This is a genomic window from Tsukamurella serpentis, assembly GCF_054780975.1.
In genome coordinates this window covers 495,365-512,002 of sequence record NZ_BAAGVH010000001.1, presented here as the reverse complement: position 1 = coordinate 512,002, position 16,638 = coordinate 495,365, and the positions used below count along the sequence as shown (strand labels likewise).

The following is a 16,638-nucleotide window of genomic DNA, read 5'->3' as shown; positions in this document are numbered from 1 at the left end:
ATGGACTCCTCTCCTGTAGCAACGACGCTACAGATCAGGTGTCCGGAGAACCGGGGCAAGCTCCGATCACTACGTCACAGTGACGTATATCGGTAGATTTCCTGGACCAATGAGCCGACGGATCACTACTGCGACAGCGCGTTCGGCGCGATCAGCTCATCGACATCGAACTCCGCACTGCCGGCCGCGACAGCCTCGGGCAGGGTGCGGCGGTCCCAGTCGAACACCGACCACGGTCGCTGCAACTGCTCCAGTGATTCGATCACCGCGGGGCGCAGCTCGTGCGCCGGAGGGAACTTCCGATGCTGCGAGTAGACCGCCTCCACGTACCGGTGTCCGGTGTCCGGGCCCAGGATCAGGGTGGTTCGCGCCTGCTGCTCGTACTCCCACTGCGCTGCGAGATACGCAGCGCCGGACGATAGCCCGGCGAAGATTCCGTGCTCACGCATCAGCGAAACGGTTCCCGACGCGGCCACCGAGAACTCGGTCCAGTGCATCCGGTCGTAATACTGGTGCCGCACGTTCTCGAAGTGGATCGCACTACCGATCCCGGCGATGATCGCCTCGGGATCGTCGATCTTCTCCGCACCGAAACTCACGCTCCCGAACGGTTGCACGCCCACCAGGTGCACGTCACGGCCGCGCTCACGCAACGTCCCCGCCAGTCCGCCGGTGGACGCGCCGGTGCCGACGCCGCCCACCACTCGCAGTCGCTGATCCGGAATCTGCCCCAGTACCGAGTCGGCCAGCTCGGTGTATCCGAGGTAGTGAATCGAGTTGTGGTACTGCTGGATCCAGTACAGGTCGGGATCCTCGGCGAGCAGCCGTCGAACCAGATCCACCCGTCGATTCTGATCGAGTTTGAGGTCGTCGGTCTGCGGCATTCGGTCCACCTGAACGCCCAGCAGCTCGAGCTGTGCGCGCAGGCCCTCGGTCACCGTCGTCGAGGCGACGATGCGGCAGCCCAGTCCGTACCGGTGGCACGCCGACGCCAGCGCCAGCGCGTAGATGCCGCTGGAACTGTCGATCAGCGTGTGCTTTCCCGGCACCACCTCGCCGGTGGCGATCAACCTGCGCACCGCCGCCAATGCGGCGTACAACTTGAGCGTCTCGAAGCGCAGAAAGTAGACGTCCTCCCGCAGCGCGATGATCGACGGGGCCTTCTGGGCGTCCGAGATGTGGTCGTAGATCACTGGACTCCCCCGTCCTGCTCCGTGCTCATCTCCAGGAAACCCGCTCCCGCCCAGCAGTACTGCAGTGCGAGCTCGGCCGTCTCGGCATGGGCCACCAGGATGCCGACGCAACCGCGACCGTCCACCAGGTGATCGCCCTCGATGGGCGTGCCCGGCGATTTGGTCGGGTAGTACCGCAACCGTCCCGGGAAGCCGCCGAGCCGATCGACGCCGGCGGTGCCGGTGAACCGGCCGGGCGCCGCCGGATAGCAGAGGATGAAGGCGCTCGCCGGCCCCTCTCGTCGCTTCAGGAAGCTCAGGTCGGGCTCGGTGCCCAGGGCCAGATCGATCATCGGGTCGTACACCTGGTCGCCGAACGCGACCGCCAGGGACTCGCCGACCAGCGCGCCGCCGATCCGGTTGTTGACTTCGATCAGATCAGGTCCGGCTGCGGTGAGCACGAACTCGATGTGCGCGTACTGATCGGTGATCCCGAGCGTGTCAACCACCTGCGTGATCCATTTCTCGACGGTGCTCTCCAGGTCCGCGGGCAGCTCGGTGGGGAACGCGGTGGCGGTCTCCCGCATCTGCGGCAGCGGTGACATCAGCCGGCTGGACACGCCGAGCAGGTGCGTCGTGCCGCGCACGGTCAGTGTCTCCGCGCTGTAGACCGGCCCGGCCAGATAACGCTCCACGATCACCGGCACCGACCGGTTGGCCGCAGTGATCGCCAGGAGATGATGGTCGAGGTCTGCGGCGGAGCGCAGCACCCAGACGTGCTTACTGGCCGTTCCCGAGCGATCCTTGACCACCACCGGGAAGTCCAGCCCCTCCCCCTGGCCGAGCTCCGACGGTGCCTGCCCGACCTCGATCACCCGGGCCCCCTCGGAACTCAGGCCGGCGCGGTGCAGCAGATTCCGTACGTGCGCCTTGTCGTTGAGCTCCCGGAAGCGCTGCGGTGTGGGACTGGCCAGCCCGAGACGCTGCGCCACCTCGCACGCGACGGCACCGAAGGTGTCGGTCATATTGATCACGCCGCGCAGATCCGCCACGTCTCGCAGCGCGCGCTCGACCGCATCGGGATCCGCGGTGTCGGCGCCGATCACCGAGAACGCCTCGGGGTTCGCGCTGATCTCGTGAACGTAGAGATCCGGGTGGGCGGTGACCAGGACCAGATCCTCCCCGCGCGTTCGGGCGGCCCGAGCGATCCGCCCGAGCCCGAAGGAGAGCATCTCGATGCATGCGACGGTCATGCGATCACCGTCCCGATCGACCGCTGCGCGATCGCGGACGGTTGATGGACGTGCGTCTTCTGGACCGTGCTCTGCACCGACTCCCCGTTCCTCGAATGATTATTGGTTCTATCTAATCAGTCGGGCCCGCGCTGACTTCGGTTCCCGACCAGTGGTACGAATCGTCTGGAACCGTCAGAAACCGGGCGTCCCGGCCCGGTGCGGAGTGAGTCTGAACAGGCGGGAGGCGACACGGTGCAAACCAGGCGTTGCAGGCGCAACATCCCCTCTTCTACCCTGCTAGGCAGGGCTGAGCCCGGCGGTGCCGGGATGCGGCGGACCAGGGGAAGACCTGGGGAAGACGAGGGGAACAATGGCTAAGCATCGTCGAGAATCGGTCGCACCGTCCGCGCGCCCCGATGATGATCCGGGCGAGTACGCCGCCCTCGGGCTGCCGGTGTTCGATGGAGTGCGACCGGATTCACCGCTCGCTCGATCGGATGCCAGGAGCCTGGCCATTCGATCGATATCGCGGATGATCGACCTGATCGATGAGATCGACCGCGCATCCGCGGGTGACCGACTCGAAGCACCGAGCCGCACTGCGGTTCACGGCGGCACGCAGGTGGAGTTCAGTCGGATCCCACCGGATGTGCCACGGGGTGGGCGGCATCGCCGTGACGACGATCCGCCGCCCGCCCCTGTGGCCGAGGCAACCAACGGTAACCACGGATGGGCCGATGACGCTATTGTGAAACCCATGACCAATGAAGACCTCACCGTCCTTCGTCGCGCACAAGAACTCGTCCGCAAGCACGACGAGGAACAGCGCGCTCAACGGCTCCAGCGAGAGGGCCGCGTCCGCCAGACCTCGTCACTCGTCGCCACCTACAGCGCCGACTGCTCACTGCGGTTGGCGGAGGTGCTCGAGTTCTCCGAGAAGGACGGTCCCGTCGACAAGCTCACCTGGAGGCTCTCGGCCGCCGGCGAGAAACTGATCTCGTTCAACCCCGAGGACAACGAGCTGATGGTCGACATGCACCGCATGCCGATGCTGGTCACCGACATCGAGGGCTACACCGTAGGGGCTCAGCATCTGCTCGGCACCGATGTGTACATGTTCGGACTGACCTGCGGTGAGGAGAACTGGAGCGGCTTCGACGATCTCGAAGGGTTCGGCCGCGCGACGATGACTCCGGGCAATCGCTACAAGTGGGCCGAAGTCTCGTTGTCCCAGTACAACGACAAGTAGAGGCCAGTTGAACAAGTAGGCCGGTCGATCGTCTGCACTACTCCTGGGGCCGTGAGCGGCGTAGCCTGGTCCGGTTGCCGCCGCCTCGCCTCCAGGAGTAGTGCACATGTCGCAGCCCGTTCCGCACCTCGCCGACACCCACGAGAAGATCCGCGTCCACGGCGCCCGGGAGAACAACCTCCGGAACGTCAGCATCGAACTGCCCAAGCGTCGGCTCACCGTGTTCACCGGCGTCTCCGGATCAGGCAAGAGCTCACTGGTCTTCGGCACCATCGCCGCTGAGTCGCAGCGGCTGATCAACGAGACCTACAGCGCCTTCGTGCAGGGGTTCATGCCGACGCTCGCCCGTCCCGACGTCGACGTTCTGGACGGACTCACCACCGCGATCATCGTCGGCCAGGAACGGATGGGGTCGGACCCCCGCTCGACGGTCGGAACCGCCACCGACGCGAACGCCATGTTGCGGATCCTGTTCTCCCGGCTGGGTACACCGCACATCGGATCGCCGCAGGCGTTCTCCTTCAACGTCGCCTCGCTCAGCGGGGCGGGCGCGGTCACCGTCGAGAAGGGCGGCCGCCAGGTCAAGGAGAAACGCACCTTCAACCTGGTCGGCGGGATGTGCCCGCGCTGCGAGGGCCGCGGATCGGTCAGCGACATCGACCTCACCGCTCTCTACGATTCCTCGAAATCTCTCGACGAGAACCCGTTCACCATCCCCGGGTACAGCATGGAGGGCTGGCAGGGCCGGATCTACCGGGGCAGCGGCTTCTTCGATCCGGCCAAGCCGATCGCGGAGTACACCCGGCGAGAACTCGACGACCTGCTCTACCGGGAGCCGACGAAGATCAAGGTCGAGGGGATCAACCTCACCTACGAGGGCATCATCCCCAAGATCCAGAAGTCGTTCCTGTCCAAGGACGTCGAAGCCATGCAGCCGCACGTCCGCGCGTTCGTCGAGCGGGCCGTCACGTTCGCCGTGTGCCCCGACTGCGCCGGCACCCGCCTGTCCGAACTGGCCCGCTCATCGGTGATCGACGGCGTCTCCATCGCCGACTGCTGCGCCTGGCAGATCGACGAGCTCGCGCAGTGGACCCGCAAGCTCGACGATCCCTCGGTGGCGCCGCTGGTCGAGAGTCTGCAGCAGACCCTGGACTCGTTCGTCGAGATCGGCCTGGGCTACCTGTCGCTGGACCGCCCCGCAGGGACCCTCTCCGGTGGCGAGGCGCAGCGGACCAAGATGATCCGCCACCTCAACAGCTCGCTCACCGACATCACCTACGTCTTCGACGAGCCGACGATCGGCCTGCACCCGCACGACATCCAGCGGATGAACGCATTGCTGCTGCGCCTGCGGGACAAGGGCAACACCGTGCTGGTGGTCGAACACAAGCCGGAGGCGATCGCCATCGCCGATCACATCGTCGACCTCGGCCCGCGCGCCGGAACCGCAGGCGGCGAGGTGGTCTACGAGGGAGACGTCGACGGCCTCCGCGGCGCCGATACCCTCACCGGGCGTCACCTCGGAGATCGCGCCCATCTCAAGGAAGCCGTGCGGGCACCGTCCGGTGTGCTCGAAGTGCGCGGCGCCGGCGACCACAACCTCCGCGACGTCGACGTCGACATCCCGCTCGGTGCACTGGTGGTGGTGACGGGCGTGGCCGGCTCCGGCAAGAGCTCACTCATCCACGGTTCGATCAGCCCCCGCGAGGGAGTGGTCACCGTCGACCAGACTCCGATCAAGGGCAGTAGGCGGAGCAACCCCGCCACGTACACCGGCCTGCTCGAACCCGTCCGTAAGGCGTTCGCCAAGCAGAACGGCGTCAAACCGGCGCTGTTCAGCGCCAACTCCGAGGGCGCCTGCCCCGCGTGCAACGGTGCCGGCGTGATCTACACCGATCTCGGGATCATGGCCGGTGTCTCGACGACCTGTGAGGAGTGCGAGGGGAAGCGATTCCAGGCCGCGGTCCTCGACTACCACCTCGGTGGCAAGAACATCAGTGAGGTCCTGGCGATGCCGGTGGACGAGGCCCTGGCCTTCTTCGGGGAGGGTGAATCCCGGATTCCCGCAGCGCACCGCATCCTCGGGCACCTCAGCGACGTCGGTCTCGGCTACATCAGCCTCGGTCAGCCGCTGACCACGCTCTCCGGCGGCGAACGGCAGCGACTCAAACTCGCCACCCACATGGGCGACAAGGGTGGCGTGCTGGTGCTCGACGAGCCCACCACGGGCCTGCACCTCGCCGACGTCGAGCAGTTGCTGGGCCTGCTCGACCGATTGGTGGACGCGGGGAAGTCGGTGATCGTGATCGAGCACCACCAGGCGGTCATGGCGCACGGCGACTGGATCATCGACCTCGGGCCCGGCGCCGGCAACAACGGCGGACGGGTCGTCTTCGAGGGCACTCCGGCGCAGCTCGTCGCTGCTCGCAGCACGCTCACCGGCGAGCATCTGGCGGACTACATCGAACCGTGACGTGCGGCGGAAGGGCCCGTGGCGGGTCTTCGAACCGGCATCGCCGCGAGTTCGCATACTATCGCTGTCGTGGATACCACAGAGACTCGACGGACGACCGGAATCCTGCTGATCATCACCGGCGCGTTGGGCCTGCTGGCCTCGTCGATGCTCACGATGGACAAGATCAAGCTGCTCGCCGATCCGAACTTCGTGCCCGGGTGCAGCCTCGATCCGACGATCTCCTGCGGCTCGGTGATCGAATCCTGGCAGGCCGGCGTGTTCGGATTCCCGAACCCGCTGATCGGGATCGCCTCGTTCTCCGTGGTGATCGTGGCCGGTGTGCTCGCGGCGGGCGGCGTCGCACTCCCCCGCTGGTTCTGGATCGGCCTGTCCATCGGTGCCACCCTGGGCATCGCGCTGATCGTCTTCCTGATCTACTCCAGCCTGTACAAGATCCACGCGCTGTGCCTGTGGTGCATGCTGGTCTGGTCGATCATGCCGATCGTGCTCGCCACCTCCGTCGCCGCCGCCCTCGGGCGTTCCGCCACGGTGAAGACCCGTCAGCTGCTCGCCGCGCTGGTGCTGCTCTGGTACATAGTGGTGATCACGCTGATCGCGGTCCAGTTCTGGTACTACTGGAGCAGCAAGTTCTAGCCCAGCGTGTCCTCCAGCATCCGCGGCTTGCAGGCCTGGTGGGCGCCGACGGCGAGCACGATCAGGCAGCAGAACAACATCGCGAAGGGTGCCCCCCAGCCGTTGGTGGCCTCGTGCAGCAACCCGAAGCCGAGCGGACCCGCGCACGCGGCGAGATAGCCCACACCCTGCATGAATCCGGAGAGCGAGGCCGATCCCGCACCCGTGCGGGTGCGTAGGTTCACCAGCGTCAGGGCCATCGGGAACGTGGTCGGTCCGAGGCCGGCGGCGATGATCCACACCCAGGTCAAGGTGGTCGGAGCCAGCAGCAATCCACCGAACCCCACGACGAAGCACGCCAGGAACACCACCACCAGCGGGAACGGATTCGTCATCCGGGCGCAGAGACCGGGGATCACCAGCGTCGCCACGAATCCGACACCGGAGAACAACGCCACCATGCTCCCGCCGAGGGCGGCACTGCCTCCGGAATCGGCCAGGATGGTCGGAATCCAGGTGAACATCGAGTACGTGGTCAGCGAGGTCATCCCGAACATGGCGGCCGCGCCCCAGGCCAGCGGGGAACGCCACACCGGAGCGGCGAGTGCGGTAGCCGGCTGCGAGGTCGCATCGTGGACGTCGTTGCCCCGGCGGGCCAAGACGATGCCCAACCAGGGAAGCAGCGCTGCGATCGGGATGATCGCCCAGATGCCGAGCGAGATCCGCCAGCCGTAGGCGTCCGAGAGCGGGACCGCGGTCAGTGCCGGAACCATGGTGCCGAGCTGCACACAGGTCAGGTACGCGGTGGAGAGCACCGCCACGTTGTCGGAGAAGTACCGCTTGACCAGTGGCGGAAGCACGACGTTACCGATGCCCATGCCGAGCAGTGCCAAGCAGGAGAAGGCCAGCAGGCCCGTGGTGCCGCCCATCAGCGACCGCACAGTGATGCCGAGCGCGGTGGCCGCGACGGCCAGCAGGGTCGTGCGTTCGAGCCCGATGCGGCGGGTCAGCACCGGCGAGACCACACCGGCCGCGGCGAACATGGCCGTGGGCAGCATGCCGAAGACGCCGATCACCGTGGCGCCGAAGTGCAACTGGTGACCGATCTCGGTCAGCAGCGGCGTCAGGGAGGTGACGGCGGTCCGCAGGGACAGGGCGAACAGGATGATCGCCGTCAGGACCAGCAATCGGCCCCGGCGCACGGAAAGGCCCGCGCTGTGTGCGCTCTCGGGCTGTGTCATCGTGGTCATTCCCCCTCCTCACGGTAGGCGGAAATCATAGGATGAATGGACCTAAGCGGGCAACCGTGATTCGGCCGGATAGGATCGCACCGATGCAACCCGTACGACGACAGACCCTGATTGCGCAGGTCACAGAACAGCTCCGCGATGAGATCGCCAGCGGTCGCTGGGCCGTCGGTACTCGAATCCCCACCGAGACCGAGCTGCGTGAGCTGACCGGGACCGCCCGTAACACGGTGCGCGAGGCGGTGCAGGCGCTGGTGCACGCCGGAATGCTGGAGCGGCGTCAGGGTTCGGGCACCTATGTGCTGTCGGCGTGTGCCACCTCGGCCCTGGGTGAGTACTTCGCCGCCGCCCGCGATACCGACCTCCTGGAGCTGCGCGAAGCGCTGGAGGTCACCGCGGCCTCCCTCGCCGCTCAGCGCCGTGACGACGACGACGTCGCCGAGCTGCGGCGCCTGCTGGAACGGCGTAACCGCCTGTGGTCGCCCGAGCGGGTCGCCGCGGACGATCAGCAGGAGGCGGTCGCCGCCGACCTCGCGATGCACCGCGGCGTGGTCGCCGCCAGTCACAACGCGATTTACCTGGAGTTCTACGACTCCCTGGTGCCCGTGCTCCAGGAGCAACTGGAGGAGTTCCCGGTCGGTGCGGCCACCTCGTACGAGTGTGCCCACGTCGCCCTCATCGAGGCCGTGATCGACGGTGACGCCCCCGGGGCCCGGGCGGCGTCGCGCGAACTGCTCGCAGAAGTCCGACTCCGCCGCCGCTGATACCCCTAAGGGGTATACTGGCCACCGTCATCGTGATCGACCTCGGGGCCACAGACGGGTGGAAAACCATGTCCAGCATCATCAGAATCCGAACTGCGACCGGCATGGCGGCGATCGCCGCCGGTCTGATCGCTCTGGCCGGTTGTTCTGCCGGCGACCAGTCCTCAGCCCCGGGTGACGGCCACGCCGCCCACGGCACGGCCGAGGCGTCGTCGAACGGATCGGCACCGAGTGCGAGCCCGACGAGCGCGGTACCGGGAGCCCGGTTCAACGATGCCGACGTCGAGTTCGCGACCATGATGTACCCGCATCACGCGCAGGCGATCGAGATGGCCGATGCCATCGCCGGACGGAATGCCGGTCCGGAGGTGGTACGACTCGGTGAGGAGATCAAGCGCGCCCAGCAGCCCGAGATGGACGCCTTCACCAGGCTGCTCGCGCAATGGGGACGGCCTGCGCCCAGCGCGAAACTCGCGCACACGATGGAGGGCATGGCCGACACCGCACAGATGGAGCAGCTCCGCTCCCTGCGCGGACCGGACTTCGACCGCCGATGGCTGACCATGATGATCGCGCACCACCGCGGCGCCATCACGATGGCGCAGACCGAACTCGCGCGCGGTATCGACGTGGAGAGCCGCCGCATCGCCGAGGCGGTCCGCACCGGCCAACAGGCCGAGATCGAGCGGATGCAGGCGCTTCTCCCACCGTCCTGATCGCAGCCCGGGCGACCGGGTCAGCTGTATGAGGCCAGGACGTTGTTGCCGCGTGATGGCGTCCCGGCAGCGGGCGGCTTGCCACCGTGTGCGCCGTGGGGCCGGTGGTCGTTGTAGTGCAGGTCCAAGTCTCCAGCGCTTCTTCTCGCTGGTGTTCTGAGGTTCAGGTTCTGACGTAGAGAAAATCACCGGTGAGGATGCGGTTGTAGCGTTCGACTCTCCCGTTGTACTTGGGCGTCTAGGGCCTGGTCCGCCGCTTAGCGCAAGGATGTGATGGTCTCGTCATGGATCGACATCCCTAGAACAGGCCCAGCACCAGGGTGATCGCGAGGAACAGCGCGAGCTGATAGCCGGTGTTGATGATCGTCAGCTTCAGTGGCTTCTGCTCGAAAGAGTTGTGCTGGAGAAGAGTCGATGCGGACAGCGTCAACCAGGCGACGAACCCGACCACCACGGCCAGCCACACGGAGTCGTTGCCTGTGGCCGCAAACGTGAGTCCGACGGCGAACGCCAGTCCTACAGTGGTCGCCGCGTTGGACACGGCAAGCAGGACCAGGTTCCGTGTTCGGACGGGCCTGTTCTTCTCCGGCGTGATGCCCGTCAGCCCTTCCCAGGCGTCCGCGATAACTCCCTTCGAGTACCAGGCCATCGCGACGGCCATCCCCGCAACGAACGCGACCAATACGCCAATCCAGCTGATCTCCATGCCTATACCTCCCTTACGGCCGGAGCGCTGACGGCCCCTGGCAACGATGACGGTAACTTGATACAATCAAGCATGGTTGAAAGAGTCAAGCGTGTATCACGTCGTTCCTACGGCCAGTTCTGCGGGCTGGCGCGCGCACTCGACGTCGTCGGTGACCGCTGGAACCTTCTGATCGTGCGCGAGCTGCTGCCTGGCCCCCTGCGATACGGCGAGCTGAAAGCATCCCTGCCGGGCGTGGCGAGCAACCTCCTCGCCGAGCGATTGCGGACGATGGAGGAGGCCGGCATCGTGGAGCGAACACTGGGAGACGCAGGCGTCGTCTACGGACTGACGCGATGGGGTGCGGAGCTCAAGGAGGCAATGGAGGCCCTGGGTCGGTGGGGCGTCCCTCTGCTGGCAGCCGGGCGCGGCGATGACGATTTCCGGCCGCGGTGGCTGACGCTCGCACTGCCCGCCATTCTCCACGGGAGGACGGCAGTGCCGCCCGTGGAGATCGGCTTCGAGGTTGAGGGTCTGCTCATCGTTCTCCGCATCGACGGGGATTGTCCGAGCGCGCGCATCGGTGACGAAAACCGACCGGACACGGTCCTGGCGGCCGAGGCCGACACCGTTGTCGGCCTAGTCGCCGGCGCTCTTACTGTCGACCAAGCGCTCGATGCAGGAGAACTCCGTGGAGACGCGACTCTCCTTCGACGAGCGTTCGTCTTTGACTCCACCTCAAACGCAGTGGATCGGCGGGATCCCTAGGTCGGTGCGATACCGTCAACAACCTCTTAGCCAGCAACATCTAGCCGTACACCTCGGCGTACAGGGTGACGATCTCCGCGGCCTCGGGGATCCTCGGGTTGTTCGCGGGTGAGCCCGAGGCCAGCGCCTGCTGTGCCATCAGCGGCCCCAACTCGTCCCACCGCTCCCGGTCGATGCCGTAGTCGCCGGGCGTGGGCACCGCCAGATCGGTGCAGAGCGTTTCGATCTCGGCGACGAAATCCTGCGCCAGGCGATCGTCGTCATCGCCGACCAGTCCGTAGGCCCGGGCGCAGTCCGCATAGCGCGCCGGTGCCGCACCGACCGAGTACCGCATCACGGCCGGCAACAGCATCGCATTCGACAGTCCGTGCGCCACATGGAAATGCGCACCGATCGGCCGGCTCATGCCGTGGACCAGCGCGACCGAGCTGTTGGAGAACGCGATACCGGCCTGGGTGGCCGCCAGCATCATGGCCTCACGGGCGGGCCGGTCGCCGCCGTCGGCGTAGACCCGCCGCAGGTTCGCCGAGATCGTGGATATCGCTGTGAGCGCGAAACCGTCCGCGAACGGATTGGCCTTCCGGCTGACGTACGCCTCGATGGCGTGGGTGAGGGCATCGACCCCGGTATCGGCGGTCAACCGAGCCGGCATGGACAACGTCAACTCGAAATCGATCACCGCCGCGACCGGCAGGAAGGCCGGTCCGGGGCACAACATCTTCTCGTCGGTCTCGCTGTCGGTGATGATGCTGAACTGCGTCGCCTCGCTCCCGCTACCGGCGGTCGTCGGGATCGCGATCACCGGCAGTGCCGGGCCCGCCGTCACCGTCGGCGCCTTGTAGTCGAGCATCTCACCGCCGCCCGCGGCCAGCACGGCCAGAGCCTTCGCGGTGTCCAGGGGGCTACCGCCACCGAGGCCGACCATGCAGTCCGCACGGTGCGCGGTCACCACGTCCAACCCCGGACGCAGTGAATGCGTCGTGGGATCGGGCACCGTCCGGTCGAAGACCGCGACCTCACACCCCGCCGCGGCCAGGGCCGATACCAGCCGGTCGACGGTGCCCTGCTCGCGGAGGAAGGCGTCGGTGACCACCACCGGCCGGGAGAATCCGAGCTCACGGACCAGAGCGCCGGCACCTTCGAGGGCGCCGCCCCCGGTGACCAGCCGACGGGGAAGTCCGATCTGTGCAGGCGTCATGCGATGAAGGTACCTAGACTCCGGATCATGACTGACCGGATCGGCGAAGGCACTCACGAATTCGAGCCGCACCACGATGCGGTCGGCGATCGGCTCAATTGGCTGCGCGCAGGTGTGCTCGGTGCCAACGACGGGCTGATCTCCACCGCCGGGATCGTGATCGGCGTGGCGGCGGCTACCGGAGAACCGTCGGCGATCCTCACCGCCGGTATCGCCGGCCTGACCGCCGGTGCCGTCTCCATGGCTCTCGGCGAGTACGTCTCGGTGAGCACTCAGCGCGATACCGAGATCGCGCTGATCGCCAAGGAGAAGGCCGAGCTCAAGGACATGCCCGATGACGAGTTCGCCGAGCTCGTGGGGATCTACCGGAACAAGGGCCTGTCCGAGGAGACGGCGCAGCAGGTCGCCGTGGAGCTGACCGCGCACGATCCGCTGCAGGCGCATCTGGATGCCGAACTCGGGATCGACGAACAGAACCTCACCAGTCCGATGGCGGCGGCGTTGTCCTCCGCGGTCTCGTTCGCTCTCGGTGCCGCGATCCCGATCCTCGCCTCGCTGGTGTCCGTGCAGCGGATCGCGACGATCGTGATCGCCGTGCTGATCGGACTCGCCCTCACCGGGTACGTCTCCGCCCGCCTGGGCGATGCCGATGCCCGCCGCGCCACCGCACGCGTGGTGGTCGGTGGCCTGATCGCGATGGCCGTCACCTACGCCGTCGGTAAGCTCCTCGGAACCGCTGGAATAGCTTGAACCGCTTCGAGGAGACGCCCGTGATCGCACGTTTCGGACAACTCACCCCCACGATCGCCGAGTCGGCCTGGGTGGCCGGCTCGGCGACCGTGATCGGCGATGTGCACCTCGCCGAGGGGGTCGGAGTCTTCTACAGCGCCGTCGTCCGCGGCGATATGGCGTCCATCCGTGTCGGCCGCGACTCCAACGTCCAGGACGGCGTGGTGATGCACGCGGATCCGGGCGTGCCGCTCACCGTCGGTGAACGGGTCTCGATCGGGCACAACGCCGTCCTGCACGGCTGCACCGTCGGGAACGACGTACTGGTCGGCATGGGCGCGACGGTGCTCAACGGAGCAGTGATCGGGGAGGGCAGTCTGATCGCGGCGAACGCCCTCGTTCCGCAGGGCATGCAGGTTCCACCCGGGTCAATGGTGGCCGGCGTCCCGGCGAAGGCGCGGCGGGACCTGTCCGACGCCGAACGTACCGCGATCAGCACGAACGCTGCGGCGTACTGCGAACTCACCACGGCGCACGCGACGCAGACCGGCGTGCTCTGACGATCAGATCCCGGACCAGACCATCGCCGCGCCGGAGTGACCGGCCGCGATCGCGCCCCAGACGCAGGCCACTGTCGTGAGCGTCGCCAGCACCGCGAGCACGATCGAACCGGCCCGGCCGGACAGTGCCGCCACCGGGGAGAATCTGCGGCGCACGGCCGGGGACGATCCCGCCCACACCAGCACGGAGAGCGCCAGCAGCGCCAGTGACCACCGGAAGGTCGCATCGCCCTGGGTTGCGTGATCCTCGATCTGCCGGCTCATCCCGGCCATCGACGGCCGCACAGCCAGCTGCTCCCCCGACTCCTTGGCCAGGTAGCAGGCGATCACAGCGACGATCGCGGCGACCGGTAGGCCGATCCCGAGCCGGGCACGTGCCGCCGGCCACCAGGCGGCCACGACCAGCGCCGCGGCGGCGAGCGGGAGCAGCACGACGGCGCCGTGGACGAGCAGTGGATGAGCCGGAATTCCCGCGATGTCGCTGAGCACGGGACAATGCTGGCAGAGTAGGTCCGGTGACGCAGAATACTCAGCCAACCTTCTGTCCCACACGACGTGCGGTGATCGCCGCCATCCCCGGAATCGCGGTCCTGCCCGCCGCGGTCGCCTGCGGGTCCACGCCCTCGAAGCAGGAGGGTTCGACCTCCGGTGGCGAGGCGGGGAAACGCAGCCGGGCCAGCGGAAAGGTACCGGTCAGTGACGTTCCGGTGGGCAGCGCCGTCGTCATCGCCGGTGCCACCCCACTGGTGGTGGCGCAGCCGACCGAGGGGAAGTTCGTCGCGTTCGACGCCGCGTGCACCCATAAGGGCACCGTGGTCGGCGCGGTGGACGGCCTGACCCTGGAATGCCCGGCGCACGGCAGCAAGTTCAACGGTGGTACCGGAGCTGTGGAGCAGGGGCCGGCCCAGTCGCCGCTCAAGTCGGTACCGGTGCGTGTCGAAGGGGGGACCCTGCTCGTAGGGTGATAGGTGTGTACGCCGCGACTATCACGGGGTAGCATGTTCGAGAAACAGTTATTGAGTCGGTCTCAGTAGTGGGTTCGTGGGACCGCAACTCACCAGCGAGGAGGGATCTCGTGTCCGAGACCACCATTTACCAGGACGTACTCATCGTCGGAGCCGGTCTGGCGGGTATCGATACCGCTTACCGGGTCTCCACCGAGGTGCCGGACCTGAGCTACACCATTCTTGAGCAGCGGGCCGAGATGGGCGGTACCTGGGATCTGTTCAAGTACCCGGGTATCCGCTCCGACTCGGACATCTTCAGCCTGAGCTACCCGTTCCTGCCCTGGAAGGGCACCAACCGGCTGGCCGGCGGACCCGAGATCAAGGCGTACATCGAGGAGGCCGCTGCCAAGTTCGGCATCGACCGCAACATCCGGTTCAACACCAAGGTGGGCACCGTCGACTTCGACACCCGCACCGACCTGTGGACCGTCACCGCCGACCACGAGGGCGAGAAGCTGGTCTACCAGGCGCGTTTCCTGATCGCCTGCACCGGCTACTACGACTACGACGCCGGATACGAGCCGCCGTTCCCGGGCATCGACGGCTACCAGGGCCAGGTGGTGCACCCGCAGCACTGGCCCGAGGATCTGGACTACCAGGGCAAGAAGGTCGTGGTGATCGGCTCCGGCGCCACCGCCATCACCCTGATCCCCGCGATGGCCGACGACGTCGAGCACATCACCATGCTGCAGCGCTCCCCCACCTACGTGCTGCCGGTCCCCAACGTCGATCCGCTCACCCGATACGGGTCCAAGGTGCTGCCCGCCTCGGTGGCGCACAACCTCACCCGCAACCTCAACGCGGTGATCAACGTCGGGCAGTTCGTCCTCGCCCGGTCCTTCCCGAAGACCTCGCGCAAGGCCCTGCGCGCGATCAACAAGAAGCTGCTGCCGCAGGACTACGACGTCGACACGCACTTCAAGCCGAAGTACGAGCCGTGGGATCAGCGTCTGTGCGTGGTCCCCAACGGTGATCTGTTCAAGACCATCAAGGACGGTCGCGCCGAGGTCGTCACCGACACCATCGAGACCTTCACCGACAAGGGCATCCGGCTGTCCTCGGGCCGCGAGCTCGAGGCCGACATCGTGGTCACCGCCACCGGCTTGCAGCTGCTGGCCTTCGGCGGCATCGCGCTGAGCGTCGACGGTGAGCAGGTCAAGCCGAGCGATCGATTCGCCTACAGCGGCTTCATGCTGGAGGGCATCCCCAACTTCGCCTTCCTGATCGGCTACACCAACAACTCGTGGACGCTGCGTGCCGACCTCTCCGCCCGTGCCATCGCGCGGCTGCTCGAGCACATGTCGGCCAAGGGCTACACGCACGTCACCCCCGAGGTCGGGGATCAGGCACTCACCGAGCACGCCGCGTTCGACCTCACCGCCGGGTACGTGCTGCGCTCACCCGACGCGATGCCCAAGGCCGCCGAGGAACGGCCGTGGATGATCCGGCACAACTTCGTGCTCGACTCCCTGGACTACCGGCGCTCCCGGGTGGACGCCCCGGAGCTCGCCTTCGGCACCGTCGACTCGACCAGCCCCGCTACCGTCTAGCGGTACAGACGCAGAAAGGCCGACCGGACGTTCTCCGGTCGGCCTTTCCCATGCGTTCACGAACCCGGCGTGTAATTCCCGCCGACGGTGCCGCGCACCACGATCGGAGTGCCGATCGGGAAGTTGTCGTAGATGTACTTGCCGTTGGCGGTGCTCACGTTCAGGCAGCCGTGGCTGACGTTCGACACACCCTGCTGGTTCACCGACCACGGGGCGGCGTGCACGAAGATTCCGCTCCACGACATCCGGGTCGCGTATTCGACGTAGGTGCGGTATCCGTCGGGCGAGTTCACCGGAACGCCGTACGTGGACGAGTCCATGTACATGTCGCGCTTCTTCTCCATGGTGTAGTACACACCGTTCGGAGTGGGGTGCTTGTTGCTGCCCATCGAGGTGGGCATGGTCCTGACGACCTCACCGTTGTGCCAGACGGTGATCTGCTTGGTGGCATCGTCGGCGAGCGCGACCCAACCGGTCTTGGTGGCGACCGGGGGCGCAGCGGCGACCGGCTTCTTCTCCGTGGTCGTGCTCTCGTCCGTGTCCGGCGCGGCGGTCGCGATCCCGGCGGTGGCGGTAGCGGCGACGAGAGCGACGGCGGTGCTCGCGCCCAGGCGCGCGAAGCCCCGGCGGCTGAGGGCGGCGCCGGTGTGGCGGTCAGTCATCGATTTCC

Annotated in this window: 17 protein-coding genes; 10 read left to right on the top strand and 7 right to left on the bottom strand. The window is 67.0% G+C overall.

Annotated elements, in window-relative coordinates; genetic code table 11:
• Positions 1–125: 125 nt before the first annotated feature.
• Both ACYVHG_RS02425 and ACYVHG_RS02420 read right to left on the bottom strand, forming a co-directional pair.
• A complete protein-coding gene (locus ACYVHG_RS02425; protein ID WP_461165827.1) occupies positions 126–1,193 on the bottom strand; it encodes a pyridoxal-phosphate dependent enzyme in 1,068 nt (355 codons plus the stop codon).
• On the bottom strand, positions 1,190–2,425 hold the full coding sequence (locus ACYVHG_RS02420) for an ATP-grasp domain-containing protein (RefSeq protein WP_461165826.1): 1,236 nt from the start codon (positions 2,423–2,425) through the stop codon (positions 1,190–1,192). The genes ACYVHG_RS02425 and ACYVHG_RS02420 overlap by 4 nt, the downstream gene beginning before the upstream one ends.
• Before the next feature lie 739 nt (positions 2,426–3,164).
• Here ACYVHG_RS02420 and ACYVHG_RS02415 point away from each other — a divergent pair.
• The 3 genes from ACYVHG_RS02415 (at position 3,165) to ACYVHG_RS02405 (ending at position 6,765) form a co-directional block, all read left to right on the top strand.
• Positions 3,165–3,656 (top strand): hypothetical protein, encoded by a 492-nt coding sequence (locus tag ACYVHG_RS02415; RefSeq protein ID WP_461165825.1) that lies wholly within the window; start codon positions 3,165–3,167, stop codon positions 3,654–3,656.
• A gap of 106 nt (positions 3,657–3,762) precedes the next feature.
• The gene (locus tag ACYVHG_RS02410) at positions 3,763–6,129 is read left to right on the top strand and encodes an ATP-binding cassette domain-containing protein (protein WP_461165824.1); all 2,367 of its coding nucleotides are present in this window, start codon (positions 3,763–3,765) and stop codon (positions 6,127–6,129) included.
• A gap of 69 nt (positions 6,130–6,198) precedes the next feature.
• Positions 6,199–6,765 carry a vitamin K epoxide reductase family protein gene (locus ACYVHG_RS02405; protein WP_461165823.1) on the top strand — a complete coding sequence of 189 codons (567 nt, stop codon included), beginning with the start codon at positions 6,199–6,201 and terminating at the stop codon, positions 6,763–6,765.
• Here ACYVHG_RS02405 and ACYVHG_RS02400 read toward each other — a convergent pair.
• Positions 6,762–7,994 (bottom strand): CynX/NimT family MFS transporter, encoded by a 1,233-nt coding sequence (locus ACYVHG_RS02400; RefSeq protein WP_461165822.1) that lies wholly within the window; start codon positions 7,992–7,994, stop codon positions 6,762–6,764. The genes ACYVHG_RS02405 and ACYVHG_RS02400 overlap by 4 nt on opposite strands.
• A gap of 83 nt (positions 7,995–8,077) precedes the next feature.
• Between ACYVHG_RS02400 and ACYVHG_RS02395 the strand changes: the two genes are divergently transcribed.
• Both ACYVHG_RS02395 and ACYVHG_RS02390 read left to right on the top strand, forming a co-directional pair.
• Positions 8,078–8,755: a FadR/GntR family transcriptional regulator gene (locus ACYVHG_RS02395; RefSeq protein ID WP_461165821.1), complete on the top strand. Its 678-nt coding sequence runs from the start codon at positions 8,078–8,080 to the stop codon at positions 8,753–8,755.
• A 68-nt stretch (positions 8,756–8,823) separates the two neighbouring features.
• Positions 8,824–9,471 carry a DUF305 domain-containing protein gene (locus tag ACYVHG_RS02390; protein WP_461165820.1) on the top strand — a complete coding sequence of 216 codons (648 nt, stop codon included), beginning with the start codon at positions 8,824–8,826 and terminating at the stop codon, positions 9,469–9,471.
• A 298-nt stretch (positions 9,472–9,769) separates the two neighbouring features.
• Here the strand turns inward: ACYVHG_RS02390 and ACYVHG_RS02385 are convergent, their stop codons facing one another.
• On the bottom strand, positions 9,770–10,177 hold the full coding sequence (locus tag ACYVHG_RS02385) for a DUF1761 domain-containing protein (RefSeq protein WP_461165819.1): 408 nt from the start codon (positions 10,175–10,177) through the stop codon (positions 9,770–9,772).
• A gap of 72 nt (positions 10,178–10,249) precedes the next feature.
• On the opposite strand from ACYVHG_RS02385, the gene ACYVHG_RS02380 reads away from it, so the two are divergent.
• Complete coding sequence (locus ACYVHG_RS02380) at positions 10,250–10,924, top strand: winged helix-turn-helix transcriptional regulator (RefSeq protein ID WP_461165818.1); 675 nt, start codon at positions 10,250–10,252, stop codon at positions 10,922–10,924.
• A 40-nt stretch (positions 10,925–10,964) separates the two neighbouring features.
• On the opposite strand, the gene ACYVHG_RS02375 is transcribed toward ACYVHG_RS02380, so the two are convergent.
• Entirely contained in the window at positions 10,965–12,122 is a 1,158-nt protein-coding gene (locus ACYVHG_RS02375) for an iron-containing alcohol dehydrogenase (protein ID WP_461165817.1), read from the bottom strand.
• A gap of 27 nt (positions 12,123–12,149) precedes the next feature.
• Here ACYVHG_RS02375 and ACYVHG_RS02370 point away from each other — a divergent pair, with 27 nt between their 5' ends.
• Positions 12,150–12,872 (top strand): VIT1/CCC1 transporter family protein, encoded by a 723-nt coding sequence (locus ACYVHG_RS02370; protein ID WP_461165816.1) that lies wholly within the window; start codon positions 12,150–12,152, stop codon positions 12,870–12,872.
• A gap of 20 nt (positions 12,873–12,892) precedes the next feature.
• The gene (locus ACYVHG_RS02365; protein WP_461165815.1) at positions 12,893–13,411 is read left to right on the top strand and encodes a gamma carbonic anhydrase family protein; all 519 of its coding nucleotides are present in this window, start codon (positions 12,893–12,895) and stop codon (positions 13,409–13,411) included.
• A gap of 3 nt (positions 13,412–13,414) precedes the next feature.
• Here ACYVHG_RS02365 and ACYVHG_RS02360 read toward each other — a convergent pair whose 3' ends face one another.
• Positions 13,415–13,900, bottom strand: coding sequence for a hypothetical protein (locus ACYVHG_RS02360; RefSeq protein WP_461165814.1), 486 nt, complete (start codon positions 13,898–13,900; stop codon positions 13,415–13,417).
• 71 nt (positions 13,901–13,971) lie between these two features.
• Here ACYVHG_RS02360 and ACYVHG_RS02355 point away from each other — a divergent pair, with 71 nt between their 5' ends.
• Positions 13,972–14,376: a Rieske (2Fe-2S) protein gene (locus tag ACYVHG_RS02355; protein WP_461165813.1), complete on the top strand. Its 405-nt coding sequence runs from the start codon at positions 13,972–13,974 to the stop codon at positions 14,374–14,376.
• Positions 14,377–14,486: 110 nt separating this feature from the next.
• Complete coding sequence (locus ACYVHG_RS02350; protein WP_461165812.1) at positions 14,487–15,968, top strand: flavin-containing monooxygenase; 1,482 nt, start codon at positions 14,487–14,489, stop codon at positions 15,966–15,968.
• A 56-nt stretch (positions 15,969–16,024) separates the two neighbouring features.
• On the opposite strand, the gene ACYVHG_RS02345 is transcribed toward ACYVHG_RS02350, so the two are convergent.
• Positions 16,025–16,630: a L,D-transpeptidase gene (locus ACYVHG_RS02345; RefSeq protein WP_461165811.1), complete on the bottom strand. Its 606-nt coding sequence runs from the start codon at positions 16,628–16,630 to the stop codon at positions 16,025–16,027.
• Positions 16,631–16,638 lie beyond the last annotated feature (8 nt).